The sequence below is a fragment of the Lutispora sp. QWL-02 genome, assembly GCF_058315355.1.
Window position 1 is genome coordinate 2,684,568 of record NZ_CM177762.1, and the last position, 26,206, is coordinate 2,710,773.

Genomic DNA, 26,206 nt, shown 5'->3' on the forward strand with positions numbered 1-26,206 from the left:
ATTGTTATTGATTGAGCTTTTGAGGCCATGGGTTATAAACATCGTTGTAATTACAATATTTGTTATCATAACTGATATAATCCTGCCGGAGGGGAGCATAAAGCAGTATGTAAGGGTCATCATAGGAATTTTTGTGCTGCTGGCCATCATACAGCCCTTAATAAACATAAAAAATATCAGGTTTGATTTCGAAAAAAGCTATCTGGAAACCAGCATAAAATTAGACAATAAAAGTCACATAAATGAGAAAGAAGTTCTGAGCACATATCAGAAAGATAAAGCCTTGGAGCTTTATAAATCAAAGCTTATTGAGCAGATAATAACAGCAGTTTCATATAAAAAGTCCATTGATAAAAAAAATATAGAAGTGATATTAAATATAAATAAAGATAAGAAAAGCAGTGAATTTGGCTTGCTGAACGATGTTCAAGTTATAATCTGTCCAGGTGAAGAAATGAGCCAAATTGAAAAAATAAAAAAAGTAAAGATAGGAAATGATGAAAAGGTAATTTATAAGGAGGAGAAGGAATATAATTTGAATGAAAAGACATCGTCAGATGAGATATGCGAAATGTTGAGCAAAATGCTTGGCATAGATAAAAACAAAATACAAGTAAAACTTGCCGTCGAAAAAGAGTAGGGGGTTCTTATATGAAAATACTTGAATGGCTTAAAGAAAAATTTATGATAGACAATAACAAAAAGCTATACACCAATATTGTGATTTTGCTTTGCATGGGAGTTGCTTTAGTAATAGTTGCAAACTTCTATAATGATATGGCTAAAGACAGCAAGGGTTCTGAATTTGAGAGCTTTGACAGCAAGGATAAGGAGATGAATACTGATTACATGAATAGGGAAGGTAACTATGGCTCAGAAATCGAAAAACAGCTTTCTTCCATACTCAGTAAAATATCAGGGGCAGGCAAGGTATCGGTTATGATAACCTATAAGAGCGGAAAAGAATTGGTAACACAAAAAGATAATTCACGCGTAGATAAAATAACGGATGAAAAAGATACAAATGGAGGCACAAGGGTTATAAACGAATCCAGCATTGATGATAAAACAGTAATGGTAAACCAACAGGGAGGCAGTTCTCAGCCTATAGTAGTAAAAGAAATAAATCCTGAAATCAAGGGGGTAATCGTAGTAGCGGAAGGTGCCAGGAATTCTAAAGTTAAGCTAAAAATCAGTGAAGCAGTTCAAACTGTTCTTGATGTTCCTGCTTACAGAGTAACTGTACTTGAAACAAATAAATAGGGGGTATAATGTATGAAATTTAAACTGAGCAGAAAAACAATTGCTATTTGTTCCCTTGTTTTAATGCTATTTGTAATCGGATATGCATATAATGCGTTCATGAGCACAAAATATGAACCATTGGGATTTGATATCGATGAAAATGACTTATCCGAATTTCCTGCCTATAATGATGCTGCCGAAGTTGCAGGCAATAACAAGGAGGGCAGCGTGACAGTAGTAGAGAGCAAAGGAGAGGATGATCAAGAGGTTTCTTCATTTTTCACCGAATACAAGCTTGAAAGAGATAAGAACAGGACAAAGGAATATGATATGTGGCAGAATATTATAGACAGTGATAAAGCTGAGCCGACTTTTAAGACCCTTGCTCAAGAGGAAATTGTAAAGATTGTTGCTTTGACGGAAAAAGAGATGATAATTGAAAACTTGATTTTGGCTCGCGGCTTCAAGGATGCTTTGGTTTTTTTGACAGATGATAGTGCTACAGTAGTAGTGGAAGCTAAAGAGTTAACTCCGGCAAGTGTGGCAAAAATACAAGATATAGTTATGACAAACACGAAGATACCGGCGAGCAATATTAAAATTATGCTGAAGGATTAGTTATATTTGTAAATTAAATATTATTCTGCTATAATACATATTAGGAAAAAATGCGAATAAACTGGGGGTGCATAATTTGCAAAGTGATAACAATATAAATGATTTTGGGGCTGTCAGGATTGCGGATGATGTGGTTGCGATAATTGCAGAAATAGCCGCTAAAGAGATAAAAGGTATTGTTGGAATGAGCGGCGGGATAGCCGATAGTATAACCGAAATGCTTGGGAAAAAAAGCCCTTCAAAAGGGATCAAAGTTGAAGTTGGTGAGAAGGAAACCGCTATAGATTTATATGTTATAGTTGAATATGGGGTCAGGATACCTGATATTGCATGGCAGGTTCAGGAAAATGTTAAAAAGGCTGTTGAAACTATGACGGGGCTTAATGTTGTTGAAGTAAATATTCATATACAGGGTGTAAATATAGAAAGAGAAATCAAAGAAGAAGATGGAACATTAAGAGTAAAATAGCATTAAAAACTAACCCTCTGAATTATTCAGGGGGTTAGTTTAAATATTTCCATGAAAGGAGATACATATGAATATACTAGACAGGCTTTTGTTATTAGTTTTATCTATGATCGTTGCAATTTTCTCTTTCTTGTTTATATTTATGCCTTTGCCATTTTTGTCCTCCCAATATAGTGAAATGTTGCGCCGTTTTATTTTTGAGAGCAATGGTATGACTCTCATATCAATGGTTCTATTGTTGTTATCTTTGAGATTTATCTTTAAAATTACTTCATCAAGCACCAATTCCTATGATTATATTTCGAAGGAAACAGAAATGGGTGAAATAAGGATATCTTTTAATACTATTAAGACTATTGCACTTTCAAGCATAAGAAATATTGGCAGCATTAAAGAAGCAAAGATCCAGGTAAGCAACGAAGGCGGCGAAGTATCTATTGATATCACTGCTAGTTTTGCTATAGATGCTCTCATACCCGAGGTTTCGAAAGAAATACAGGGAAACATTAAGGAAGCCATTGAAAGAACTGCAGAAATAAATGTAAAAGAAGTGGTTGTATTTGTTGATAATACAAATAATTCCGGCAAGAGAAGGGTAGGCTAGATATGAATAAGGATAAATTGGCGGCTATTATTATTTCTCACCAAGGAAAGATAATTGGCGCATTGATCGGTTTCCTGGTAGGTATCTTTTTGCTGACCCTAGGCTTTTTTAAAACGCTCCTTTTGTCAATTTGTATAGCTATGGGTTATTATTTTGGTAAGAAAATAGATAATAAAGAAGATATAGTGCAATTTATTGAAAGATTGCTCAATTCATATGGTAAAAAATAAGGAGGATACAATGTGCTTATGAGCAGACGTTTACTAAGGCAGAGTGCTTTTAAGATAATCTTCAGCTTTCATTTCAATGATGATGATATAGAAGAAATATTTAAAGACATATCTGAAGAGCCTAATATTTTTCTGATTCAAGAAGAAGATGAACATATACCTTTTAATGAGCTGAACGAAAGGGATAAAAAGTTTTTCTATGATTTAGTAAGAGGCACTCTTGAAAATGTAGAGAAAATAGATTATATGATCAAGAGCAATCTTAAATCGTGGACCATGGATAGAATTGCGAAAGTTGATCTTACTATTTTACGGATGGCGATTTATGAGCTATTATATTCCCAAGATATTCCTGATAGTGTTGCGATCAATGAAGCAATAGAGCTCGGTAAAGTATTTGGAACCGATGATTCCGGCAGCTTCATTAATGGAGTATTGGGGAAAGTACAAAGAGAAATTAATAAGTCAGGTGAATGATTTTGTATTATATGGGTATTGACACCAGCTGTTATACTACTTCTGTTGCTTTGATAGATAACGAAGAGCATTTGGTCATGGATGAGAGGATAATGATCAAGGTAAAAGCAGGGGAAAGAGGCATACGCCAATCGGATGCGATTTATCAGCATATTGAGAATTTGGACGTACTATTGGAAGATTTATTTGGCAGCTTTGATGCATCTCACATAAAAGCTATAGGGGTAAGCTCCAAGCCGAGAAATAATCCTGATTCCTATATGCCTGTTTTTAATAGTGGTTTACATATAGGCAAAGTAATGGGCCTATGTTTAAAAGCACCGTTGTTTTTACTGTCTCATCAGGAAAATCATATTCTCTCTGGCTTGTGGTCTCAGCAGCTTGTTCCGGATAAGCCATTTTTGGCATATCATATGTCCGGCGGAACCACAGAGCTGCTTTTAGTGGAGGGATATGAGAAAATGGCAGTAAAGGTTATAGGAGGTTCTTCCGATTTAAAGGCAGGACAATTTATAGATAGGCTAGGAGTAGCAATGGGACTTGATTTTCCTTGCGGAAAAGAGATGGACATGCTGTCTGAATCAGAAAAAGAAGTGGATATATCTATCCCTTTTTCAGTTAAAGATAGCTATGCTAGTTTTTCAGGGCCAGAAACCTTTGCGCAAAAAATCATTAAATCAAAGCAATATGATAAGGCTAAGCTTTCAAAAGCTGTATTTTTATGTATTGCAAAGTCGGTTGAAGAAACTCTCGTCAATTCAAAGAGCTTAATAGGGTGGGAGGATGTTCTTTTCATCGGAGGGGTTTCATCAAACAGCACAATTATTGAGTATTTATCGAATAGCCCCAGACTAAAGGCATATAATATAAAGCCTGTTTTTTCCCATAAAAGGTGTGCCACCGATAATGCTCTGGGCTGTGCAGTTTATGCAAAAAAGAATCTGAGAGAGAAGCTGGAGGGCTAAATGGAGAATATTAAAGCTTTTACTGTCACCGAGGTAAATTTATACCTTAGACAGCTGTTAGAAAGAGATCTTTTGCTGTCTCATATTTATGTAAAGGGAGAGATATCAAACCTGAAAATACATTCTTCAGGACATGTTTATTTTTCATTAAAGGATAGAGAATCCAGAATTAAATGTGTGATGTTCAAGAGCAGCTTCAGCAGGTTGAAATTTTTGCCTGAAGAAGGCATGCAGGTTATTGTTAGGGGATATTTGTCAATATTTGAGAGAGACGGCCAATATCAATTATATGCTGAAGGTATGATTGCAGAGGGTGCAGGCGAGTTATACAAAGCATATGAGCAGTTAAAGAATAGATTGGAAATTGAAGGCCTCTTCGATAAGGAGCATAAGAAGCCTCTTCCTTTGCTGCCTGGAAAGGTTGGCATAGTGACTTCTGCTACAGGCGCCGCACTAAGAGATATGATATCAATAGGCAGGAGAAGGAATCCCAATATAGATATTTACTTATATCCGGCTTTGGTTCAAGGGGAGAAGGCATCGGAAGAAATATGTGAAGGAATAAATTACTTTAATAGATTTAATAAAGTAGATGTTATAATAGTAGGCAGGGGCGGTGGATCAATCGAAGAGCTATGGTGCTTTAATGAGGAAATTATAGCGAGAGCCATATATGAATCGGATATACCCGTAGTCTCGGCAGTCGGTCATGAAACTGATTTTACTATAGCGGATTTTGCTGCTGATGTAAGGGCTGCTACGCCTTCAGCGGCTGCAGAGCTGGTTTTTCCCGACAAGCAGCAGTTATATTCTTATATCAATAAGCTGCAAAGCCATATTTATGCCTCTATGCTTTCCTATATCAGAGACAAGAAGATACTTTTGAATAAATTGACAAGTACGAGCTCTATTCGATACACGGAGACTAAGATCCTCAATTTGAGGCAGTCGCTGCAAAACATGAAGGAAGGTCTTGATATAGCTATGAGAGATCTTCTTGAAGTCCATCGGAATAATTTATATTTACATAATGAAAAGCTTAACATATTGAATCCGGCTTCTTATTTGAACAGAGGCTATGCCTATGTAAAAAAAGAAAAAACCGGAGAATTGGTAAAAACGATAAAAATGATACATAACGGTGATGCATTAAATATTTATCTAAAGGATGGATATGTATCCGTCACAGTTAGAACAATTTGTGAAGGGGATTGAATATGAGTAATGGATTGAGTTTTGAAAAGGCCATGAAAAGGCTTGAGGAAATTGTTAATTGCCTTGAGAATGGGAATCTTACTTTAGATGAAGCTTTGGAAGCTTATAATGAAGGGATAAAGCTATCTTTTTATTGCAATAAAAAATTAGAAGAAGCTGAAGGAAAAATCGTTAAAATAATAAATGATAATGATGTTTATAAAGAAACTGATATATATAATGAATTGAAGGAGTAGTTTATGGATATTAGTCAATTTATAGAGAAATATTCAGGGGTTATAGAGAAGCATTTGAACTTGTTATATCCGGCAGATTCGGGCTTGCCGGTTATAGAAGAGGCAATGAAGTACAGCCTGCTGGGTGGAGGTAAGAGATTGCGCCCGCTTCTGGCAATTATGTCATGCCAATTATTTGACGGGCCAATGGATGAGGTTGTGCCATATGCTTGTTGCATAGAGCTTATACATACCTATTCATTGATACATGATGATCTGCCGTCCATGGATAATGATGATTACCGGAGGGGCAGATTGTCGAACCACAAGGTTTATGGCGAAGGCTTTGCACTTTTGGCCGGGGATGGTCTGTTAAATAATGCCTATGAAATATTGCTTGATTGCATAATCAGCAATCCGACAGAATCCAGGATTAAGGCTGCTTCCATTATCAGCAAGGCAGCAGGAATTTATGGGATGATTGGCGGACAGGCAATAGATCTCTATTATGAAAACAAGAAAATTGACATAGATAGGCTGAATGAAATGCACAGCAAAAAAACCGGAGCTTTAATAAAGGCTTCTCTGGAGGTAGGCGCTGTTATTTCTCAAGCAGCAGAAGAAGATATGGAAAGGATCAGATTATACGGAGAAAAGCTTGGAAGAGCTTACCAGATATCTGATGACATTCTGGATGTAGTAGGAACAAAGGAGAAGATGGGGAAGACTATAGGAAAAGATGCCAAGGAAAATAAATCTACTTATGTTACTTATTATGGCCTCGCAAAATCTGAGAAGCTGCTTACAGAAACCGTTTATGATGCTAAGCAAGCGCTTCGGGCATATGGCAGCAGGGCTAAACTTCTAATGGAGCTTGCAGATTTTATAGCATGCAGGGATGCATAATAAAGGAGGACTGTTTTTGAATTTTTTTATAAAGATTTCCGAAAACAAAGTGCTATTATCGAGCTTTACAGCATGGTTTATAGCTCAATTCATGAAAATATGCCTTACTCTATATAAAGATAAGAAGCTGGATCTGACACGATTTGTGGGCTCCGGCGGTATGCCCAGCTCACATACATCTTTTGTAACTGCTTTAGCTACTTCTGTGGGAAAAATAAACGGTTGGGATTCCACCTCCTTTGCTATTACCCTCTGCTTTGCATTAGTGGTGATGTATGATGCTGCCGGTGTAAGAAGGGCCGCAGGCAATCAAGCAAAGGTTCTAAATATAATCATTGATGATTTGTCTCAGCATAAACCTTTGGGAGAAGAAAAGCTAAAAGAGCTCATTGGGCATACTCCAAAAGAAGTTCTTGCAGGAGCGGTATTAGGAATAATAATTGCTAATTTACTATCATAATACTAAAAAGGCAGGTTTAACGATGTACAAATTCTTAGAAAAAATAAGCAATCCGGAGGATTTAAAAAACCTTAATTATGATGAGCTTGATCATCTCAGCCAGGATATCAGAGATTATATAATAGATGTAGTATCAAAAAATGGCGGACATCTTGCTTCTAATCTTGGTGTTGTTGAGTTAACTTTGGCTTTACACAGGGTTTTTAATTCGCCAAAGGATAAAATAATTTGGGATGTAGGCCATCAATCCTATGTCCACAAGATAATTACCGACCGCAAGGAGAGCTTTAAGACATTAAGAACTTTAGGTGGCATCAGCGGTTTTCCAAAGGCATCGGAAAGCCCTCATGATGTATTTGATACAGGGCATAGCAGTACCTCCATATCTGCCGCTTTAGGAATGGCAAAAGCAAGAGATTTAAAGGGTGAAGATCACTCTATAGTGGCTGTTATAGGAGACGGATCCTTAGGCGGAGGATTAGCATTGGAGGCTTTGAACAATGCTGCGAATCTAAACACTAATATAATATTGATTCTAAATGACAATGAGATGTCTATTTCCAAAAACGTAGGCGGCTTGAGCACTTATCTTGGAAGACTTAGAACAGGCAAGATATACTTTAAATTTAAAAGAGAGATGGAGTTTATTTTTAATAAAATACCTGTTGTAGGAAAAAGCCTTTATAAAGCAGCGTATAAATGCCGCGATTGGTTCAAATACTTAGTGGTAAAGGGTATCATGTTTGAAGAATTGGGATTTAAATATCTGGGCCCCATAGATGGGCACAATATCAAGACCATGGAAAGAATATTATCTAATGCAAAGAGCTATAAGAAGCATCCTGTATTGATCCATGTTGTTACAAAAAAAGGAAATGGTTATAAGGCAGCTGAAGATAAACCCGAAAAGTATCATAGCGTTAGCCCTTTCCTTGTTGAAACCGGTGAATCACTGACTAAAAGCAACGGTAGATCCTATTCCTCAGTTTTTGGCGATAAAATAACAGAGCTTGCAAAGACGGATGAAAAAATAGTAGCGATTACGGCTGCTATGCCGGAAGGCACAGGTTTAGGCAAATTCGCCGAGAAATTTAAGGATAGGTTTTTTGATGTAGGAATTGCGGAACAGCATGCTGTAACTTTTTCCGCAGGTTTGGCAAAAGGCGGCTTCAAGCCTATCTTTGCCGTATATTCTACTTTTCTTCAAAGAGCTTACGATCAAGTGCTTCACGATATATGCCTGCAAAATCTTTCCGTCATATTTGCCATTGATAGAGCGGGTATAGTGGGACAGGACGGTGAGACTCATCAGGGTATATTCGATATATCTTACCTTAGGAGCTTGCCAAATATAACAATGATGAGCCCTAAATCAGGCAGGGAATTGGAGAATATGCTGGAATATGCTTTAAAGCTTGAAGGTCCCGTTGCTATAAGATACTCCAGAGGTGAGGCAGCTGAATATGGCTTTGGAGAAAAGCCTGTTGATTATGGAAAAGGTGAGATATTGCTCAATGGGGATGATGGAATTATTATTGCTGAAGGAACCATGGTTAAGAAAGCAGTCAAAGTATGCGAAGCTTTAAATAAGAGAAATATAAAGATGACTTTGGTAAACATACGATTCATTAAACCGCTGGATGAACATCTGCTGGACGAAATGGCATCAAAAGCTATTCCTATTTATACTCTTGAAGATAATATATTTGAGGGAGGCCTTGGCAGCAGTATATTAGAATATTATTGCTCAAAGGATAAAAAGGTAGATTTGAAAATTTTTGCTCACAAAGATGGAATCATAACCCATGGTGAGACCAGCGAACTTATGAAGCTTGAAAAGCTTGATGATGATAGCATATGTGAGGCAATAATATCGAATATTCGGGTGAAAAAAAATGGAGAAAGATAAAATAAGATTAGATGTACTGCTGACAGAAAAAGGACTGGCTGAAAGCAGAGAAAAAGCCCGGGCAATTATCATGTCCGGGATTGTTTATGCCGACGAAACCAAGGTGGATAAACCGGGCACAAAAATTTCGGCTGACTCTAATATTCAGATAAAAGGGTCGACCTTGCCTTATGTCAGCAGAGGGGGTTTGAAGCTTGCCAAAGCCATAGATTTTTTTCATATTGATTTGAAGGGCGTCATTGCAGCTGACATAGGTGCCTCAACGGGAGGTTTTACAGATTGCATGCTGCAAAACGGGGCCGCAAAGGTATACGCTATTGATGTGGGATACGGGCAGCTGGCATGGAAGCTGAGAAGCGATGAGCGTGTTGTTGTAATGGAAAGGACAAATATTAGATATGTCACGTCCGATATGATGCAAGAGAAATTAGATTTTGCATCTATTGACGTATCCTTTATCTCTCTGAAAAAAGTTTTGCCGGCTGTAATTTCTATTTTAAAGGACGAAGCTTTTTTGGTTTGCCTCATAAAACCGCAATTTGAAGCCGGTAGAGAAAAAGTAGGGAAAAAAGGTGTGATCAGAGATAAAAATGTTCATATTGAGGTCATAGCGGAAATATGTAATTTTTGTCAAGCTTCTATGAATATTGAGTTAAATGGCCTTACTTATTCTCCTATCAGAGGACCCGAGGGCAACATAGAATATTTGATTTTTTTGAAAAAAACATTGAATCCTGAAAAAAATAAGGTATTTGATGATAAAATCATTGATATTGTTGATGAAGCCAATGAATATTTTAAATAGTTTGGCAAAACATATGGATATATTTTCATATTTAATGTAAAATTATATATGGATATTTGATGAACATAAAATAAACAATTATAATATATACTGGATGGTGTTATTATTTGTCGAGAATAGGTATTATACCAAACTTAAGCAAGGACAACGATTTGCATTTGACTGAAAGTATTGCAAAATGGTTGTTAGACAATGAACAGGAGGTTTTGTTAGGCAATAGCATTGCTTCCAGAATTGGAAAGCCTGAGTTGGGTTTAAAAAATGAAGATATTTTTATGAATAGTGATTTGTTAATAGTCTTAGGTGGAGACGGAACACTTTTGAATATTGCCAGACAATCAGCATATTATAACGTACCCCTTTTTGGAATAAATTTAGGTCATTTGGGCTTTCTCACTGAGGTTGAAGCTGAGGAAATGTTCCCCGCTCTGGAAAAATTAATTGCCGGAGAATATGAAATAGAAAAAAGGATGATGCTGGAGGCTACTGTTGAAACTGATAACATTCAGCTTGAAAAATCGGTGGCGCTGAATGATATAGGAATAACTAAAGGCCCTTTTGCAAGGATCATCAGGTTAGGTATTTATATCAATGATGATTTCGTAGATTTATATTCTGCTGATGGAGTTGTGATATCAAGCCCAACGGGATCAACTGCCTATTCTTTATCCGCAGGCGGTCCTATAGTAAGCCCTGATGTGAAGGTCATGATAATAACTCCTATATGCCCCCATATCCTTCATTCAAGATCTATCGTAGTTTCAAATGAAGATGTCGTTAAAATTGAGGTTTGCCAGAACAATACGGAGGTCATGCTTACTGTTGATGGACAACAAGGCTATAAGTTAAAGGCAGGAGATGTTGTCACTGTAAGACAAGCTCAATGCCACACCAGTCTGGTTAAGCTAAAGGACAGAAGTTTTTTTCAAGTGCTTAGAAAAAAAATATCAGAGAAATGGGACTCAAACCGTAAATTTTAAAAAATGGAGGGAACAAAATGAAAATTTCCAGGCACGCCAAAATACTTGAGATTATTGAAGACTACATAATCGAAACCCAGGAAGAATTAGCTGAGATGTTGAAAAAGAATGGTATTAATGTTACTCAGGCCACCGTATCCAGGGATATTAAGGAATTAAGGTTAATCAAGGTCCTCACTGAGGATGGGAGATATAAATATGCGGCTATGAAAGAACAGGATAATATGCTGAATGAGCGGCTTTATAAGGTATTTGCCGAAACGGTTTTAAGTGTAGACTATGCAGACAACTTTATTGTAATCAAGACATTTTCCGGTGCTGCCAATGCGGCAGCAGAAGCCCTGGATGCCTTTGATTTAAAAGAAATAGTAGGTACAGTAGCAGGAGATAACACGATTTTTGTTTTGGTCAGGAATCAAGAGAATGTTATACCTGTTATTGAAAGGTTTAAAAAACTTATGAAATAGGTGAAATCTATGCTTCATGAATTATATATTAAAAACTTTATAATTTTTCATGAGGAGAGGGTAAGCTTTACTGATGGATTTAATGTGATAACCGGGGAAACCGGCTCGGGCAAATCGGTTATAATAGATGCGATTGGAGCCCTTTGCGGGGGAAAATTCAGCAAGGATGATATAAGGAGCGGTGCTGGCAAGGCTTTTGTTCAGGGACTTTTTATTCTTTCGGGCTCTCTAAAGAAAATTGAAGAGATACTGGAAAGCTACGGAATAACCATGGAAGAAGATGGTTCCCTGCTTATACAGAGGGAAGTCAGCATGGCAGGAAAAAGCTTATGCCGAATAAATGGACAGGCAGTCACATTGACTATGCTAAAAAATATCAGCCCTTATTTGATCGATATAGTGGCACAAAATGAACATCAGCTTTTGTTTAAGCCCTCTATGCATATCAGATTTTTAGATGGCTTCGGCTCAAAAGAGTTTTTTGAAATAATGAAGGAAGTAGCTGCTTTGGTTGATGGCATAAATTCCTTAACCGAAAAGCTTCAGCAACTTTATGGAACGAGTCAAGAAAGGGAAAGAAAGCTTGACTTGCTGAAGTATCAGATTGATGAGATCGATAACGCCAATTTATCCTTAGGAGAATATGAGAAGCTAATAAACCGCAAAAAGCTCTTAAATAATAGTGAAAAGCTCTTCAACGCGATTTCATCAATATATCGTGAATTATTTCAAGGCGATGAAAAGGGGAAAAGCGTTTTAGATAATATAGGAAGTTCTCTTGAGTCCATCGAAAACATAAATGAAATAGATGAAAATTTAAATGATTTCAAAGATACTATAGCAGACTGCTTTTATAAGCTGGAAGATTTGAAAAACCCAATAAGAAAATATAGGGATAATATTGAATTTGACAGCGGAGAAATTGAAGTGATTGAAGAAAGACTTGAAATTATCAATAAACTCGCGAGAAAATATGGTAATACAATAGAAAATATATTGCATTACAGAGAAGGAGCTATTTCAGAGTATGAGGGCCTTAAAAACAGTCAAGCTGTAATAAGTGAATATGAGCAAGAAATTCACCGCCTAAAAGAAAAGTATTTTGAAAATGCTTTTGTTTTGTCCCATATGCGAGAAAAGCTGTCATTGGCATTGGAAGAGATGGTCGAAAAAGAACTAAGAGATTTAAATATGACAGGAGCAAGATTTATTGTTAATATAGAAAAAAGAGAAGCGCATATTGATAAAGAAGGCATTGATAAGGTAGAATTTATGTTATCCGCAAACCCTGGAGAAGCTGAAAAACCACTGATAAAAGTTGCATCCGGCGGAGAAGTATCCAGAGTAATGCTGGCCATAAAATCTGTGCTATCTCGTTTTAGAAAGCATGATTGTATGGTATTTGATGAAATTGATGCAGGGATTGGAGGACATACGGCTAACATAGTGGGCCAAAAGTTATATAATATTTCCAGATATATTCAGACTATATGTATAACTCACTTGCCCCAGATTGCTTGTTATTCTGATAATCATATAAGTGTCAGCAAGCATATTGAAAGCAATAAAACTTTTTCAGAAATTAAAAATTTAACTGAGGAGGAAAGGATTTCTGAAATTGCAAAAATGATAGCACTTGGTGATGATTATGACTTTTCACTAAGTATGGCAAAAGAGTTATTAGAAGGTAAAAAGGCTTGAGCAAAGCCTTTTTTAATTCTTAAAAAGTATAAATTCCCTTAATATTAGCTTTTCATAGAATTTTTTCAAGGAAGTAAAATACTTGATGAAGCCTTCTTATCTTAAAATTATGACAATTATTTAATAGAATAATGGGACTATGAAATAGGAAAATTAAATTATAGAGAAAGAAATTTGAAGGTTGAATTCTTCTGGGGAAACAGGAGAGTGAAGCTTTTGGCAATATTTAAGAAAAACAATGGTTGGAGGAGTATAATATCCTTTTTTATTTTATGTCTCATTTTGACAGGATTATCACAGATATCTAATTTATCTGAAAAAAATTATCTGCCTCAAGGTGAAGTAAAAATCTTTAGTTTGCTATCTAAAAAAAATAATACAGTCAGTATTGTGCCTGATATACAAGTGATTCCATCAGGCGAATCTATTGGAGTTAAGATTGAATCAAAAGGGGTTTTAATCGTTGGATTATCGACAATAACAGATATAAGCGGGAAAAAAGTGTGCCCCGCTGCAGATGGAGGCTTTGCTAGTGGCGATAAGATCCTAAAAATAAATGGTGAAAACATAGAAAATGAAAAAGATATAATCGAAATAATCAATGATGGAGAGAACAAAGGTAAAAAGATAAAGGTATCCATTGAAAGAAAAGGCAAGCCTCTGGAATTGACAATAAAGCCTGTGCAAAGCAACGAAGATAAGCTTTTTAAGATGGGCTTGTGGGTTAGAGATAATATTGCAGGCGTTGGAACTATGACGTTTTATGAGCCTAACTCCGGTGAATTCGGTGCACTTGGCCATGGAATCACTGATATAGATTCGGGTGTTTTGATCGATATAGACAGAGGGAAAATAATGAAGTCTAAGGTAATAAGCATTCAGAGGGCCAAGAAGGCTGCTCCAGGTGAAATTATAGGTCTTTTTACAGATAGCGGCGGGGTTTACGGCGTTATCAATAAAAATACTGTTTTCGGAATTTATGGAGTTTTAGAAAGGAACAGCATAAATAGAAGATCTGCTTCTATGCCTATAGCTTTGAGCAGCCAGGTAAAAGAAGGGCCGGCTAAGATACTGACTACTATTGAAGATAACAAGGTTCAAGAGTTTGACATTGAAATCCAAAAAATATTTAGACAGAACAATGCAGATTCAAAAAGTATGATCATAAGAATAACAGATGAAAGATTAATAGAAAAAACAGGTGGAATAGTGCAGGGCATGTCAGGCAGCCCCATTATACAAAATGGAAGACTGGTGGGCGCTGTAACCCATGTTTTAATCAATGATCCGCTCAGAGGATATGGCATATTTGCCGAATGGATGATAAAAGAAACAAATATCAGCCCTGCCTGCAGCTATAAATCTGTAGTAGGTCAGTGAATAAAGTAGGTCAAACGCAGTTTGGGACCGTTTGACCTACTGGCATTTAATTTTGCAAAATTTGTAGTTTTTTTTAAGTATTTTATTGTCTCAATTTGTTTGAATTTTATGAACGATACTTGGCATTATATAGCAGGAAATGAATTTACTGTGTCGAATTACTATTTAGACTACTAAAAAGGGGGAGATTTTATGGATTTGAGTAAAATTAAAATAGTTATTGCTGATGATAATAAGGATTTTTGTGGTATTTTGAGCGAGTATCTAGAGATGCAAGATGACTTTGAGATTGTCGGCACCGCTAAGGATGGCCTTGAAACTCTAGACCTGATCATATCCAAGCTGCCGGATATTGTAATATTAGATATTATAATGCCCCATCTTGATGGATTAGGTGTATTAGAAAAATTGAACAGCATGAAATTGGAGAAAATTCCTAAGGTTATAATTCTTTCTGCTGTAGGTCAAGACAAAATTACGCAAAAAGCATTGGCATTAGGCGCTGAATATTATGTTGTAAAACCATTTGACATGGATATATTCGCAAAAAGGATCAGGGAATCAATGGGCATTATGTCAGCAGGCTCAGAAAAAAAGATATTGTTTCAATCGCCTTCTATCAGTGTGTCCGCTAATGTTCCCAGCCAAGATTTAGAGTCTGCGATAACAGGAATCATACATGAGATCGGTGTCCCTGCACATATAAAGGGGTACATATACTTGAGAGAAGCAATAACTATGGTGGTCAATAACATGGAACTGCTCAGTGCGGTAACAAAAGAACTGTATCCATCCATAGCAAGGAAATTCAATACTACGTCAAGCAGAGTGGAGAGAGCAATAAGACATGCTATAGAGGTTGCATGGGGTCGTGGAAGACTGGAAGTCATAAATAATTTATTCGGTTATACAATACATAATGACAAAGGAAAGCCTACAAACTCAGAATTTATTGCTATGGTTGCAGACAAACTCAGACTGGAAATGAAGATAAGCTAATATGCATTAATAAATAATACTTAATAAGCCTTATATCGGGATCAAGCACATAATGCAGCGGTGGAAGTCCACCGCTGTATTGATTTGTGTTCTAAAGAAGAGAAGAAAATGTCCTTGCCAAAGCATCGATAAATTTCACTGTTCTTGGAAGTCCTTCATAATATTCTATAGTCATCTCTGTACTTCTGTTTAGATCATCACAAAACATGCTTTCCAACTCTAGACTTTTTTCTTCATCATAAATTATAGCATTTATTTCATAATTTAGCTCATAGCTTCTCATATCCATATTAGCAGTGCCTACTGATGCTATTCTACCGTCTACGGTGATGGTTTTGGCATGCACAAAGCCTTCCTTATCGTAAAAGAATACTTTTGCACCGCATTTTATGAGCTCAAAGAGAAAAGTTCTCGATGCATGATAGACCAAAAAATGATCATATTGGCCCGGAAACAGTATTTTTACTTCAATGCCTGACAGAGCTGCAATCTTTAATGCTTCCATTATGCTTTCACTGGGCACAAAATATGGCGTAGTAATATATATATGATGCTTCGCCATACTTATCATTTTTAATATTCCTTGCATTATTGCCGGATAGCTTGAGTCTGGGCCGCTTTTTACTAATTGAAGCACCTTGTCCGAATATTTATTTGGAACCGGAAAATACGCTTCAAAGTCGTCATCATCGAAAATATGTTCTTTTAAAGCTTTTTTTATAGTGATATAGTCATCAAGAAAAACAGCCTGCAAACCGAGTACAAAATCTCCCCTTACCATAAGATGTGTATCTCGCCAATATCCTAACTTGCTCTTGCCAAGGTATTCATCGCCTATATTTATTCCTCCTATAAAGCCTATTACGCCATCAATGATCACTATTTTTCTATGATTTCTATAGTTGATTTGCGTGTTTATGCTTCTCAGGAGAGGAGCTAAGAAGTATGAATACTGGATTACCTCAACACCTGCATTCCTAAGCTCGGATATATATTTCTTTCCCAGTTTTATAGAACCGACACGGTCCAGGATGAGCTTTACTTTAATGCCTTCATGTGACTTTTCAATCAAAATGTTTTTGATTTCATTGCCTATCAAATCATTTTTTACTATGTAATATTCCATATGTATGTGATTTCTGGCTTTCAATAATTCCCGCTTGAGCACTTCAAATTTTTCCTCACCATTTTTAAATATGCTTATATCATTATTGATGAATATGGGAGAATCGCTATTTTTGCCTAGCAGTTCAATCAATGATATATACTCTGAACTTTCAATTTTACACAATGCATGGTTTATCAATTTTTTAATTATCGGACTTATCTCATCATTTAATTTATGCCTTTTCCAATTCCGCCCTAAAAACATATAGAATAGTACTCCTAAAGGGGGCAGAAGTACGATAATTAGCAGCCAGGCTATGGTTTTTTCCGGCCTCTTTCTTTCCAGAATGACTACCAAAACTGTTATTATGATGTTTATCAATATAAATAATGAAATAGCTAGTTCTATTTGCTTGCTCATAGCACCCACCATCCTATCCTAATAATATTATATGATTAAAATCGCGATAAGGATAGTATGGAAATGAGCCAACAGTATTAATTTGGTCAATCATTGTTTTCGATGAGATATTTTTTAAGTGTGATGTTTTGATTTTGAATGTTGTTCAGTATATAAATGAGATCTGAAAATTTGCCGACAAAATAAAAGCTTTTATTTGTTAAAATACTAAGCATATGTTTATTACCTCCCTCTTAAATGCTAAAATATTATATGTGTTTAGTTTAAAATAATTCATTTTAGAGGTGGTATGATGGACGTTTTTGAAATGATAAACAAACGTGAAATTACAGATGCTAAAACTATTGTGGCTTTAATGACGGCCTTTAAACTATAGAGCATATTATGGCTGCCCCAGGCATATATTTTATAGAAAAGTGGACAAAATATAAGGGGGTGGCAACTTGTTCGGCCGATTAAATTATGCGGCAGCTAAACATATCAGAGAAAATGGTATTTGGTATTTGTGTTTTTTTATTTTATTTTCTCTTGGAATAAGCTTCGGTGCTTTTTGGGTAAGCAAGCTTTCAATAGATTCAAAGGATCTGCTGATAAGATATGTTGAAGGATTTTTTAATCTTATACCAGGGGATAGAATATACAATGGAGGTACGTTCAAAATATCATTTATCAACAATATGATATGGACTGTTATGCTCTTTATATCTGGGTTTACATATTTAGGAGCCGTTGTCTCTCCGTTGTATATAACCTTTAAAGGCTTTTGCTTTGGCTTCTCTGTGGCCTTTCTCGTTGAAAGCTTTGGAAGAAAAGGGCTAATTTTTTCATTGATATCCTTATTGCCCCATAGCATAGTTTTGATTCCGGGAACCATTTTTTTATGTACAATATCATTTCAATATAGTTTATTTTTATTAAAATCCAGGAATGATAAAAGATACGATACTAAGAGACAAAGCTTTGGGGGCTATATTGTTCCATTTGCTTTTGGATTGGCTGCAGTGGTATTATCCAGTATAATTGAGTCTTATATAACACCGGTTTTTATAAGGAGCCTTTCAGTTTTTATTATATAAATCTATTTACCTATTATAGTAATTTTTTCATGCCATGGAGGATTTTTTTGCTTTATGTTGAATATGTAAAACGATGATTAGAAAAAGGGGATAAAAACATGGCATATATGGAAGCTTTTGCTGATTATTTACAAAATGAAAGAAAACTTAGTAAAAATACATTTGAATCATATATTCGGGATGTTAGAGCATTCTGCATATATTTACAGAATAATGATCAAAAGATAGATTCTGTTTCAAAGACTAATATAATAACATATCTCATTTACCTGCAAAAGGACGGCAAAACAACATCTACTATATCAAGACATCTTGCGTCTTTAAGATGCTTCTTTCATTTTCTTGTAAATAGCAGATATATAGAGCACGACCCGACTGTTAATTTAGAGTCCCCGAAAGTTGAAAAAAAATTGCCTTACATATTAACTAAAAAAGAAGTGGAAAAACTGCTGGAGCAGCCGGATGCTGCAGATGCCAAGGGCTTGAGAGATAAAACTATGCTGGAGCTTTTGTATGCTACAGGTATCAGGGTAACAGAATTGATATCCTTAGATATTGATGATGTTCAATTAGAAGAAGGATTGCTGCTGTGCAAAAACAGCAATGGGAAGTTTAGAACGATTCCTATAGGGAATTATTGCTTAAAATATATAAAGATCTTTTTAAACGATTATAGGGATAAACTTGGCCCCTCAGCTGATGAAAAGGCTCTCTTTCTTAATTTTCACGGTGAAAGAATGACGCGGCAAGGCTTCTGGAAGATAGTAAAATATTATACCAAAAAAGCAGACATCAGCAAAACCATCACTCCCCATACCTTAAGGCATTCTTTTGCAGTACATTTAATTGAAAATGGTGCGGATCTGCAATCTATACAGGAAATGTTAGGCCATTCAGATATTTCAACCACTCAAATATACAGCAAAATAAATAACACAAGAATCAGAGAAGTATACAACAGGACACATCCAAGGGCTTAGAGCTCTTGAACGAGACCAATCCGCCCTTTGTCATACACCTCCTTTCGAGGTTCTTGACTTAGGGCGGATTAGTTCAGTGTTTAATTATTAGCAGGAGGAGTTCGTGTGGTAAACAGGGTGATATTGATAGTACTGGACAGCATGGGCATTGGCTATTTGCCCGATGCATATGAGTATGGCGATGAAGGCAGCGATACATTAGGCAATATAGCTAAAAGCTATAGAAATTTTAAAATTGAAAATTTAACTAAGCTTGGAATCGGCAATATTGAAGGTATAAGCTCCTTTATAGGAAAAACGGACAGCCCAAAGGGGGCCTATGGAAGAGCAGCAGAGGCATCAAAGGGTAAGGATACAACAACAGGACATTGGGAGATTGCCGGTCTAAAGCTGTCAGATCCATTTCCAATATTTCCAAACGGGTTTCCTAATGAGCTGATAATGTCTATTGAAGAAGCAATAGGCATAAAAACTATTGGAAACGAAGTTGCGTCAGGAACAGAGATAATCAATCGGCTTGGTGATATTCATGTTAAAACCGGCATGCCTATAGTATATACATCAGCTGATAGCGTATTACAGATAGCAGCACATGAAGAAGTGATATGCTTAAAGAGACAATATGAGATATGCGGCATAGTTCGAGATATCATGAAAGGCGCTTATGGTGTGGGAAGAATAATTGCAAGGCCATTTATCGGTGCAGCCGGTCAATACATGCGTACCAAAAACCGTAGGGATTTTTCGTTGAAGCCCTCAGGCAAAACCATGCTGGATTATATCAAAGAAAAAGGCATGGAGGTTATGGCTGTAGGGAAAATAGAGGATATTTTTGCTTCCCAAGGAATAACTATGTCGGTTCATATCAAAGACAATATGGAAGGTGTAGATAAAACTATTGAATACATGCGTGGCGGCAACAAGGGATTAATATTTACCAATCTGGTTGACTTTGATATGCTCTATGGGCATAGGAATGATATAAATGGATATGCAAATGCCATAATGGAGTTTGATGGACGATTGCCTGATATAATGGAGGCAATGAAGGATGAAGATATTCTTATAATAACTGCTGATCATGGATGCGACCCTACAACCCCAAGCACCGATCATTCACGAGAGTATATACCTATATTGATATATGGAAAGAGCATTAAAAACAAGATAAACATAGGAACACGGGAATGTTTCTGCGATATTGGAGCTACAATATTGGATATTCTAAATATAAAAGGTCAGATTGAAGGTTCATCCTTTAAATCATTATTGTTTGGGAGTGATTTTAATGAAAGATTTATATGAAATGATTTTGGAAGCAAAAGATTATATTGCAGGCCGTTTAGATGAAAACCCTGAAATAGGCCTCATATTAGGCTCAGGATTAGGAGTTCTGGGAGACGAAGCAGAGAAAAAAAATATAATAGATTATTACGATATACCGAACTTTCCCGTTTCTACTATTGAAGGACACAAAGGAAGATTCATTTTTGGAGAAATTGCAGGCCGTAAAGTAGCGGTCATGCAAGGGCGGTTTCATTATTATGAAGGATACACAATGAAAGAGGTCGCTTTTCCTGTATGGGTTATGAGAGCGCTGGGAATAAAAAAATTGATTGTGACCAATGCGGCTGGCGGTGTAAATACCAGCTACTCGGCCGGTGACTTGATGCTTATAAAGGACCATATCAATCTTATGGGTAGCAACCCTTTGATAGGGCCGAATTTTGACATCTATGGAACAAGATTTCCAGATATGTCAAATGCATATCCTATGGGAATGAGAGATATGGTTAAAAAAATTTCCAATAGCTTAAACATACCTATCAAAGAAGGCGTTTATGCATCAATGACGGGCCCCGCTTATGAAACACCTGCCGAAATAAGGATGGCAAGGGTTATTGGGGCCGACGCAGTAGGAATGTCAACAGTACCCGAGGTAATCGCAGCTAATCATTCCGGAATGGAAGTAATAGGCATTTCCTGCATAACAAATATGGCTGCCGGTGTTTTGGATAGGCCTTTAAACCATGACGAGGTAATAGAGACGGCAAATGAAGTAAAGGATAAATTTATAAAGCTTATAATGGGTATCATCAGGGAGATGTAGAGGAGGATTATTGATGAGTTATATGGAGAAAATCGATAAAGCATATGACTATATAAAAAACATCATATGCCAGAAACCTCAGATCGGAATTGTTCTTGGTACAGGTCTGGGAACTTTAGCCGACTATATCGAAAATAAAATAATTATTGATTATAAAGATATTCCGGAATTCCCTGTTTCTACAGTCGAGGGACATGCAGGCCGTTTAATATTCGGAGATTTAGAGGGCAAAAAGGTTTTGGCCATGCAAGGGCGTTTTCATTATTATGAAGGCTACACAATGAAGGAAGTAACCTTGCCTGTCAGAGTCATGAAAAAGCTTGGCATTGATATTCTGCTGCTCAGCAATGCTTGCGGCGGTCTGAACAAAGCATTTTCTGCAGGAGATATTATGATCATAAATGATCATATCAACTTAATAGGTGATAACCCGTTGATAGGGGCGAATCTATCCGCTTTTGGGCCAAGATTTCCTGATATGTCCCAGGCTTATGATGCCGAGCTTATCAGAATATGCAGTGAAGTAGCCGAACGATTAGATATAAAAGTACATAGGGGAGTTTATACTGCTATAAGCGGCCCATATTATCTTTCAAAGGCCGAGCTTAGGATGCTTATAACTTTGGGCTCTGATACGGTAGGCATGTCCACAGTCCCGGAAGCTATCGCAGCAAGACACTGCGGAATCAAAACCATAGGGCTTTCATGCATAACAGATATGGCTTTGCCCGATTCCTTGGTTCCGCCTTCCCATGAAGATGTGGTAAGAGTAGCTGAACTGACAAAACCGCGTTTTGTTAAGCTTGTTAGGGAATTTATTAAAGAGGTGAAGTTCAGTGAGGGTTTATGATATCATTCTCAAAAAAAGAAATGGGCATGAATTGAGCGATGAAGAAATAAAATTTTTTATAAATGGAATTATGGATGGGAGCATTCCTGATTATCAGGCTTCTGCATTACTCATGGCAATATATTTCAAAGGCTTGAATAAGAGGGAAATAGCCCAGTTAACCATGGCTATGGTAAATTCGGGAGATATGTTGGATTTGTCCGGTATTGCCGGTATAAAGGTTGATAAGCACTCTACAGGAGGTGTAGGAGATAAAATAAGCTTGATCGTAATACCCTTGGCAGCAGCGGCAGGTGTACCTGTCGCAAAAATTTCAGGCAGAGGCCTTGGGCATACGGGCGGAACCGTAGACAAGCTGGAAGCAATATCAGGGTTTAATACTGAATTGAGCAAGGAGACTTTTTTTGATAATGTGAACAAATATAAGATGTCTATTGCAGGGCAAACAGCCAATCTTACGCCTGCGGATAAAAAACTATATGCATTGAGAGATGTAACGGCTACAGTGGATAGCATACCATTGATAGCAAGTTCTATAATGAGTAAAAAAATAGCCTCCGGTGCAGATTGCATAGTGCTGGATGTAAAAGTGGGCTCCGGAGCATTCATGAAATCCATTGATGAGGCTGTTTTACTTGCAGAAACAATGGTTGAGATAGGCAAATCATTAAACAAAAAAACAATAGCAGTTGTATCTGATATGAGTCAGCCCTTGGGCCATGAAGTAGGAAATGCCAATGAGGTTAAAGAAGCAATAGAGGTATTGCGCGGAAACGGTTCTGAGGATGAGACTGTGGTAGCATTAACTATTGCTTCATATATGACTGTTTTAGGAGGAGCGTTTAGTGAATTTAATGAAGCCTATGGATATTTGAAAGGGATTATTGGATCGGGAAAAGCATTGGATAAATTTAAACAGCTTATATCAATACAAGGCGGAAATCCAAGCGTGATAGATAATCCTGAGCTGCTTCCCCAAGCCAAGCACCATATAGAGATAAAATCTTCCCAAGAAGGCTTTATTTATTCTATAGATGCGGAGAGCATAGGAGTCGCAGCTATGCTGCTCGGAGCAGGCAGGAGAAAAAAGAATGATTCAATAGATCACTCTGCAGGTATCACTATTAAGAAAAAAGTAGGAGAAAGAGTAAATCATTATGATACAATTTGCATATTGCATACAAATCTAGAAAATTGGGACGAAGCACGGGTTGCTGCTCAAAATGCGTTTAAAATAAGGGAGATTGCAAATAAGCCTTCAAAATATATATATGACGTCATACAATAAGTATAGCAGATTTTAATAAGACATATTGCGAATAACAATCCTCCTATAGGGAAATATAACAATAAAACAATTATAGGAGGGTTTTTATGGCTAAGCAAATTAGAAATCTATCCATTTTTATTTTAATATTAGCTGCAATGATGCTTAATCAACCGATTATGGCAAAATCAGATATTGAAATGTCCCTGAATTGTAAATCTGCACTGCTTATGGAAGCTTCGACCGGGACAATAATATATGAGAAGAATGCCCATGATAAGCTGGAGCCTGCAAGCGTGACAAAGATAATGACCATGCTGATTGTTATGGAAGCATTGGATTCAGGTAAAATAACTCTTGAGGATAAAGTGGTCATAAGTCAAAAAGCCAGTAAGATGATCGGAACCTGTTTGCTTTTAGAGGAAGGTGAAGTAAGGGCTGTCAAAGATTTGATTACCGGAATTGCTGTAGAATCAGCGAATGATGCCAGCGTAGCAATAGCTGAATATCTTTCAGGCAGTGAAGAAGAGTTTGTAAAGCTGATGAATAAGAGAGCTGCGGAGCTGGGAATGGCTGATACGAATTTTGTAAACTCCCATGGCCTTCACGCTGAAGGACATGTTGCCTCAGCCCACGATATAGCTATAATGTCAAGAGAATTGATACAACATGAGAAAATTTTTGACTATATTTCAATTTATATGACAAAAGTGACGGTAGGAAAGAAGAATAATGTTATAAGGGAATTGGCGAATAAAAACAAAATGGTAAAGTTTTATGATGATGTAGACGGTATAAAAACCGGATTTACGGATAATGCTATGTATTGCATATCTGCCACAGCTAAAAGAAATGATCTTAGATTTATAAGTGTCATAATGGGAGCTCCAAGTACGGGATCAAGAAATAATGATGCAAGGAAGCTGCTGGATTATGGTTTCGCAAATTACTCTACATATGTTGTAGGCAAAAAAGGCGAGGCTATTAAAAAAATAGAAATTTCAAAAGGAAATAAGATAAATGCAAATGCAGTTCTTGAAAAAAACGCCAGTGTTCTCATAAAAAAAGGTGAAGAAAAGCTTATTGAAAAAAAAATAATCATACCTGATAAAGTAGCAGCGCCTTTATCCAAAGGAGATAAGCTGGGGGAAATAATTATTTTAAAAAATGGCGAAAGCCTTGTGAGCATACCTGTAGTTATAGATGAAGATATCGGAAGAGCAGGATTTTTTAATAATATAAATAAGGCTATAAGATATTGGCTAAGCGACTGATCATAATCATATAAAAAAAGTAATGCGATCGCATTACTTTTTTTATATGATTTTTTATGTTATAATACCCAATATTAACAGATAGATAAATGAAAGGATGATATTTTTGCCGGGTATTGATTTCATGGATTTGCTCTATAGACTGCCTGCTGTGTTCATTGGCTTTTCATTTCATGAATTTGCACATGCTTTAGCAGCCGATGCTATGGGAGATGATACTGCAAGATTAAGCGGCCGGTTGACTCTCGATCCATTGGTTCACATTGATCCTTTAGGTATAATCATGTTGGCTGTATTCCGATTCGGTTGGGCCAAGCCTGTTCCGATAAACCCGCTCAACTTTAAAAATAGAAAAAAAGGTATGATATTGGTTTCTTTGGCAGGACCGATGATGAATTTTATCATTGCCTTAGCTGCATTGTTTATTTATGCCATACTTTATAGTAAATTTGGATTTATCAATGAGATTGTTGACAATATATTGATCAATATTTATTTAATAAATATTGGATTAGGCGTATTTAATTTAATACCGCTTCCGCCTCTAGACGGCTCAAAGATTCTGGCAGGTTTTCTGCCGTCTAGGTTTGAATACAAATTTTACAGTTATGAACGTTACTCCTATTTGTTGCTGTTGCTTTTGATATTCACAGATGCAATCGATACAATCTTAGGCCCTATGTTTTTTTATGCAGAAATGGGCATTTCATATATTGTCGGGCTTTTCTTTTAAAATTTAAAAATGGTGTGGTAATTATTATGTCAATAAGCATAAAACTTGAAATATTTGAAGGGCCTTTTGAATTGCTTTTTCATTTAATCGAAAAAGCCCAGGTGGATATTTATGATATTCCTATAGCTGATATTGCGGATCAATATATCAGCTATTTGAACATGATGCAGAGTCTTGATATAGACTTAGCCAGTGAATTTCTGGTCATGGCCGCAACCCTTCTTGAAATAAAATCTAAGATGCTATTGCCTAAGCCGTCTAAAGCAGATGAAACAGAAGTTGAGGATCCAAGGGATGATCTGGTGAAAAAGCTGCTTGAATACAAGGCTTATAAGGAGCTATCCTTGATGTTGAAGGAAAGACTTTTAGTAAATGAGAAAGCTTTATGCAAGGATTCTTGTTTGGCAGATGAGATAATAGATTCTTTTACGCTTCCTGACAGGCTTTCAGCGGAGATTTTATTTAAAAAATTCCAGGCTATAATGACGAAGAAGCATCAGGAAAAAAATCAAAGCTTTAGAAGGATTTTCAGAGATAATGTCACAGTAGAAGAAAAAATATCTTATGTTCTTAAGTACATGTCAAAAAAAAGACTGCTTTACTTTGATGATCTCATCATAGATTGCATTGATAAGCTTGAAGCCGTAGTTACTTTTCTTGCAGTTCTGGAGCTTATCAAGCGCAGGGCCATACATGTAGAGCAATCAAGGAATTTTGACAAAATTGTTATAAAGAGAAGGTAA

30 protein-coding genes are annotated in these 26,206 nt (G+C 36.5%); 28 read left to right on the top strand and 2 right to left on the bottom strand.

The window, feature by feature from the left end; translation table 11 throughout:
* The first annotated feature begins 1 nt into the window (after position 1).
* From spoIIIAF to spo0A, 19 genes are all read left to right on the top strand, one after another.
* On the top strand, positions 2-640 hold the full coding sequence (gene spoIIIAF / locus AC4HCY_RS12570; RefSeq protein WP_323433849.1) for a stage III sporulation protein AF: 639 nt from the start codon (positions 2-4) through the stop codon (positions 638-640).
* 11 nt (positions 641-651) lie between these two features.
* The gene (gene spoIIIAG / locus AC4HCY_RS12575; protein WP_323433850.1) at positions 652-1,263 is read left to right on the top strand and encodes a stage III sporulation protein AG; all 612 of its coding nucleotides are present in this window, start codon (positions 652-654) and stop codon (positions 1,261-1,263) included.
* Between the two features lie 12 nt (positions 1,264-1,275).
* A complete protein-coding gene (locus tag AC4HCY_RS12580; RefSeq protein ID WP_323433851.1) occupies positions 1,276-1,863 on the top strand; it encodes a SpoIIIAH-like family protein in 588 nt (195 codons plus the stop codon).
* A 76-nt stretch (positions 1,864-1,939) separates the two neighbouring features.
* The gene (locus AC4HCY_RS12585; RefSeq protein ID WP_323433852.1) at positions 1,940-2,332 is read left to right on the top strand and encodes an Asp23/Gls24 family envelope stress response protein; all 393 of its coding nucleotides are present in this window, start codon (positions 1,940-1,942) and stop codon (positions 2,330-2,332) included.
* A 67-nt stretch (positions 2,333-2,399) separates the two neighbouring features.
* Positions 2,400-2,936, top strand: coding sequence for an alkaline shock response membrane anchor protein AmaP (gene amaP, locus AC4HCY_RS12590; protein ID WP_323433853.1), 537 nt, complete (start codon positions 2,400-2,402; stop codon positions 2,934-2,936).
* Between the two features lie 2 nt (positions 2,937-2,938).
* Positions 2,939-3,166 (top strand): DUF2273 domain-containing protein, encoded by a 228-nt coding sequence (locus tag AC4HCY_RS12595; protein ID WP_323433854.1) that lies wholly within the window; start codon positions 2,939-2,941, stop codon positions 3,164-3,166.
* Between the two features lie 18 nt (positions 3,167-3,184).
* The gene (gene nusB / locus AC4HCY_RS12600; protein WP_323433855.1) at positions 3,185-3,643 is read left to right on the top strand and encodes a transcription antitermination factor NusB; all 459 of its coding nucleotides are present in this window, start codon (positions 3,185-3,187) and stop codon (positions 3,641-3,643) included.
* An 11-nt stretch (positions 3,644-3,654) separates the two neighbouring features.
* Positions 3,655-4,608, top strand: a complete 954-nt coding sequence (locus AC4HCY_RS12605; RefSeq protein WP_491096116.1) for a tRNA (adenosine(37)-N6)-threonylcarbamoyltransferase complex transferase subunit TsaD — start codon at positions 3,655-3,657, stop codon at positions 4,606-4,608.
* Entirely contained in the window at positions 4,609-5,823 is a 1,215-nt protein-coding gene (gene xseA, locus AC4HCY_RS12610) for an exodeoxyribonuclease VII large subunit (RefSeq protein WP_491094370.1), read from the top strand.
* Positions 5,824-5,825: 2 nt separating this feature from the next.
* Complete coding sequence (gene xseB / locus AC4HCY_RS12615; RefSeq protein ID WP_323433857.1) at positions 5,826-6,059, top strand: exodeoxyribonuclease VII small subunit; 234 nt, start codon at positions 5,826-5,828, stop codon at positions 6,057-6,059.
* Positions 6,060-6,062: 3 nt separating this feature from the next.
* Positions 6,063-6,944 carry a polyprenyl synthetase family protein gene (locus tag AC4HCY_RS12620; protein ID WP_323433858.1) on the top strand — a complete coding sequence of 294 codons (882 nt, stop codon included), beginning with the start codon at positions 6,063-6,065 and terminating at the stop codon, positions 6,942-6,944.
* Between the two features lie 16 nt (positions 6,945-6,960).
* Positions 6,961-7,404 (top strand): divergent PAP2 family protein, encoded by a 444-nt coding sequence (locus tag AC4HCY_RS12625; RefSeq protein WP_323433859.1) that lies wholly within the window; start codon positions 6,961-6,963, stop codon positions 7,402-7,404.
* A gap of 22 nt (positions 7,405-7,426) precedes the next feature.
* On the top strand, positions 7,427-9,313 hold the full coding sequence (gene dxs / locus AC4HCY_RS12630; protein ID WP_491094371.1) for a 1-deoxy-D-xylulose-5-phosphate synthase: 1,887 nt from the start codon (positions 7,427-7,429) through the stop codon (positions 9,311-9,313).
* A complete protein-coding gene (locus AC4HCY_RS12635) occupies positions 9,300-10,118 on the top strand; it encodes a TlyA family RNA methyltransferase (protein ID WP_491094372.1) in 819 nt (272 codons plus the stop codon). Before dxs ends, AC4HCY_RS12635 begins: the two co-directional genes overlap by 14 nt.
* Before the next feature lie 107 nt (positions 10,119-10,225).
* Entirely contained in the window at positions 10,226-11,098 is an 873-nt protein-coding gene (locus tag AC4HCY_RS12640; RefSeq protein ID WP_323433862.1) for an NAD(+)/NADH kinase, read from the top strand.
* Positions 11,099-11,115: 17 nt separating this feature from the next.
* The gene (locus AC4HCY_RS12645) at positions 11,116-11,565 is read left to right on the top strand and encodes an arginine repressor (protein ID WP_323433863.1); all 450 of its coding nucleotides are present in this window, start codon (positions 11,116-11,118) and stop codon (positions 11,563-11,565) included.
* 9 nt (positions 11,566-11,574) lie between these two features.
* Positions 11,575-13,266 (top strand): DNA repair protein RecN, encoded by a 1,692-nt coding sequence (gene recN, locus AC4HCY_RS12650; RefSeq protein WP_491094373.1) that lies wholly within the window; start codon positions 11,575-11,577, stop codon positions 13,264-13,266.
* 216 nt (positions 13,267-13,482) lie between these two features.
* Positions 13,483-14,646 carry a SpoIVB peptidase gene (spoIVB, locus tag AC4HCY_RS12655; protein WP_491094374.1) on the top strand — a complete coding sequence of 388 codons (1,164 nt, stop codon included), beginning with the start codon at positions 13,483-13,485 and terminating at the stop codon, positions 14,644-14,646.
* 192 nt (positions 14,647-14,838) lie between these two features.
* On the top strand, positions 14,839-15,645 hold the full coding sequence (spo0A, locus tag AC4HCY_RS12660; RefSeq protein ID WP_491094375.1) for a sporulation transcription factor Spo0A: 807 nt from the start codon (positions 14,839-14,841) through the stop codon (positions 15,643-15,645).
* A 91-nt stretch (positions 15,646-15,736) separates the two neighbouring features.
* Here the strand turns inward: spo0A and cls are convergent, their stop codons facing one another.
* Positions 15,737-17,173: a cardiolipin synthase gene (gene cls, locus AC4HCY_RS12665; protein ID WP_491094376.1), complete on the bottom strand. Its 1,437-nt coding sequence runs from the start codon at positions 17,171-17,173 to the stop codon at positions 15,737-15,739.
* Between the two features lie 86 nt (positions 17,174-17,259).
* Positions 17,260-17,388, bottom strand: coding sequence for a hypothetical protein (locus tag AC4HCY_RS12670; RefSeq protein ID WP_323433868.1), 129 nt, complete (start codon positions 17,386-17,388; stop codon positions 17,260-17,262).
* A 228-nt stretch (positions 17,389-17,616) separates the two neighbouring features.
* Here AC4HCY_RS12670 and spoIIM point away from each other — a divergent pair, with 228 nt between their 5' ends.
* From spoIIM to AC4HCY_RS12715, 9 genes are all read left to right on the top strand, one after another.
* Complete coding sequence (spoIIM, locus tag AC4HCY_RS12675) at positions 17,617-18,249, top strand: stage II sporulation protein M (protein WP_323433869.1); 633 nt, start codon at positions 17,617-17,619, stop codon at positions 18,247-18,249.
* Between the two features lie 98 nt (positions 18,250-18,347).
* Positions 18,348-19,229, top strand: coding sequence for a site-specific tyrosine recombinase XerD (gene xerD, locus AC4HCY_RS12680; RefSeq protein WP_323433870.1), 882 nt, complete (start codon positions 18,348-18,350; stop codon positions 19,227-19,229).
* Between the two features lie 141 nt (positions 19,230-19,370).
* Complete coding sequence (locus AC4HCY_RS12685) at positions 19,371-20,534, top strand: phosphopentomutase (RefSeq protein ID WP_491096117.1); 1,164 nt, start codon at positions 19,371-19,373, stop codon at positions 20,532-20,534.
* A complete protein-coding gene (locus AC4HCY_RS12690) occupies positions 20,518-21,339 on the top strand; it encodes a purine-nucleoside phosphorylase (RefSeq protein WP_333783373.1) in 822 nt (273 codons plus the stop codon). Before AC4HCY_RS12685 ends, AC4HCY_RS12690 begins: the two co-directional genes overlap by 17 nt.
* Positions 21,340-21,352: 13 nt before the next feature.
* A complete protein-coding gene (locus tag AC4HCY_RS12695; RefSeq protein ID WP_323433872.1) occupies positions 21,353-22,189 on the top strand; it encodes a purine-nucleoside phosphorylase in 837 nt (278 codons plus the stop codon).
* Complete coding sequence (locus tag AC4HCY_RS12700) at positions 22,176-23,477, top strand: pyrimidine-nucleoside phosphorylase (RefSeq protein ID WP_323433873.1); 1,302 nt, start codon at positions 22,176-22,178, stop codon at positions 23,475-23,477. Before AC4HCY_RS12695 ends, AC4HCY_RS12700 begins: the two co-directional genes overlap by 14 nt.
* Before the next feature lie 86 nt (positions 23,478-23,563).
* Entirely contained in the window at positions 23,564-24,730 is a 1,167-nt protein-coding gene (locus tag AC4HCY_RS12705) for a D-alanyl-D-alanine carboxypeptidase family protein (protein WP_491094378.1), read from the top strand.
* A gap of 97 nt (positions 24,731-24,827) precedes the next feature.
* The gene (locus AC4HCY_RS12710) at positions 24,828-25,463 is read left to right on the top strand and encodes a site-2 protease family protein (protein WP_442916761.1); all 636 of its coding nucleotides are present in this window, start codon (positions 24,828-24,830) and stop codon (positions 25,461-25,463) included.
* 26 nt (positions 25,464-25,489) lie between these two features.
* Positions 25,490-26,206 carry a segregation and condensation protein A gene (locus AC4HCY_RS12715; RefSeq protein WP_323433876.1) on the top strand — a complete coding sequence of 239 codons (717 nt, stop codon included), beginning with the start codon at positions 25,490-25,492 and terminating at the stop codon, positions 26,204-26,206.

Coding starts and splice junctions, on each gene's coding strand:
- spoIIIAG (WP_323433850.1), top strand. CDS start 652: ATGAAAATACTTGAATGGCTTAAAGAAAAATTTATGATAGACAATAAC.
- AC4HCY_RS12580 (WP_323433851.1), top strand. CDS start 1,276: ATGAAATTTAAACTGAGCAGAAAAACAATTGCTATTTGTTCCCTTGTT.
- amaP (WP_323433853.1), top strand. CDS start 2,400: ATGAATATACTAGACAGGCTTTTGTTATTAGTTTTATCTATGATCGTT.
- AC4HCY_RS12595 (WP_323433854.1), top strand. CDS start 2,939: ATGAATAAGGATAAATTGGCGGCTATTATTATTTCTCACCAAGGAAAG.
- nusB (WP_323433855.1), top strand. CDS start 3,185: ATGAGCAGACGTTTACTAAGGCAGAGTGCTTTTAAGATAATCTTCAGC.
- AC4HCY_RS12605 (WP_491096116.1), top strand. CDS start 3,655: ATGGGTATTGACACCAGCTGTTATACTACTTCTGTTGCTTTGATAGAT.
- xseA (WP_491094370.1), top strand. CDS start 4,609: ATGGAGAATATTAAAGCTTTTACTGTCACCGAGGTAAATTTATACCTT.
- xseB (WP_323433857.1), top strand. CDS start 5,826: ATGAGTAATGGATTGAGTTTTGAAAAGGCCATGAAAAGGCTTGAGGAA.
- AC4HCY_RS12620 (WP_323433858.1), top strand. CDS start 6,063: ATGGATATTAGTCAATTTATAGAGAAATATTCAGGGGTTATAGAGAAG.
- dxs (WP_491094371.1), top strand. CDS start 7,427: ATGTACAAATTCTTAGAAAAAATAAGCAATCCGGAGGATTTAAAAAAC.
- AC4HCY_RS12635 (WP_491094372.1), top strand. CDS start 9,300: ATGGAGAAAGATAAAATAAGATTAGATGTACTGCTGACAGAAAAAGGA.
- AC4HCY_RS12645 (WP_323433863.1), top strand. CDS start 11,116: ATGAAAATTTCCAGGCACGCCAAAATACTTGAGATTATTGAAGACTAC.
- recN (WP_491094373.1), top strand. CDS start 11,575: ATGCTTCATGAATTATATATTAAAAACTTTATAATTTTTCATGAGGAG.
- spo0A (WP_491094375.1), top strand. CDS start 14,839: ATGGATTTGAGTAAAATTAAAATAGTTATTGCTGATGATAATAAGGAT.
- cls (WP_491094376.1), bottom strand. CDS start 17,173: ATGAGCAAGCAAATAGAACTAGCTATTTCATTATTTATATTGATAAAC.
- AC4HCY_RS12670 (WP_323433868.1), bottom strand. CDS start 17,388: ATGCTTAGTATTTTAACAAATAAAAGCTTTTATTTTGTCGGCAAATTT.
- xerD (WP_323433870.1), top strand. CDS start 18,348: ATGGCATATATGGAAGCTTTTGCTGATTATTTACAAAATGAAAGAAAA.
- AC4HCY_RS12685 (WP_491096117.1), top strand. CDS start 19,371: ATGGGCATTGGCTATTTGCCCGATGCATATGAGTATGGCGATGAAGGC.
- AC4HCY_RS12690 (WP_333783373.1), top strand. CDS start 20,518: ATGAAAGATTTATATGAAATGATTTTGGAAGCAAAAGATTATATTGCA.
- AC4HCY_RS12695 (WP_323433872.1), top strand. CDS start 21,353: ATGAGTTATATGGAGAAAATCGATAAAGCATATGACTATATAAAAAAC.
- AC4HCY_RS12705 (WP_491094378.1), top strand. CDS start 23,564: ATGGCTAAGCAAATTAGAAATCTATCCATTTTTATTTTAATATTAGCT.
- AC4HCY_RS12710 (WP_442916761.1), top strand. CDS start 24,828: ATGATATTTTTGCCGGGTATTGATTTCATGGATTTGCTCTATAGACTG.
- AC4HCY_RS12715 (WP_323433876.1), top strand. CDS start 25,490: ATGTCAATAAGCATAAAACTTGAAATATTTGAAGGGCCTTTTGAATTG.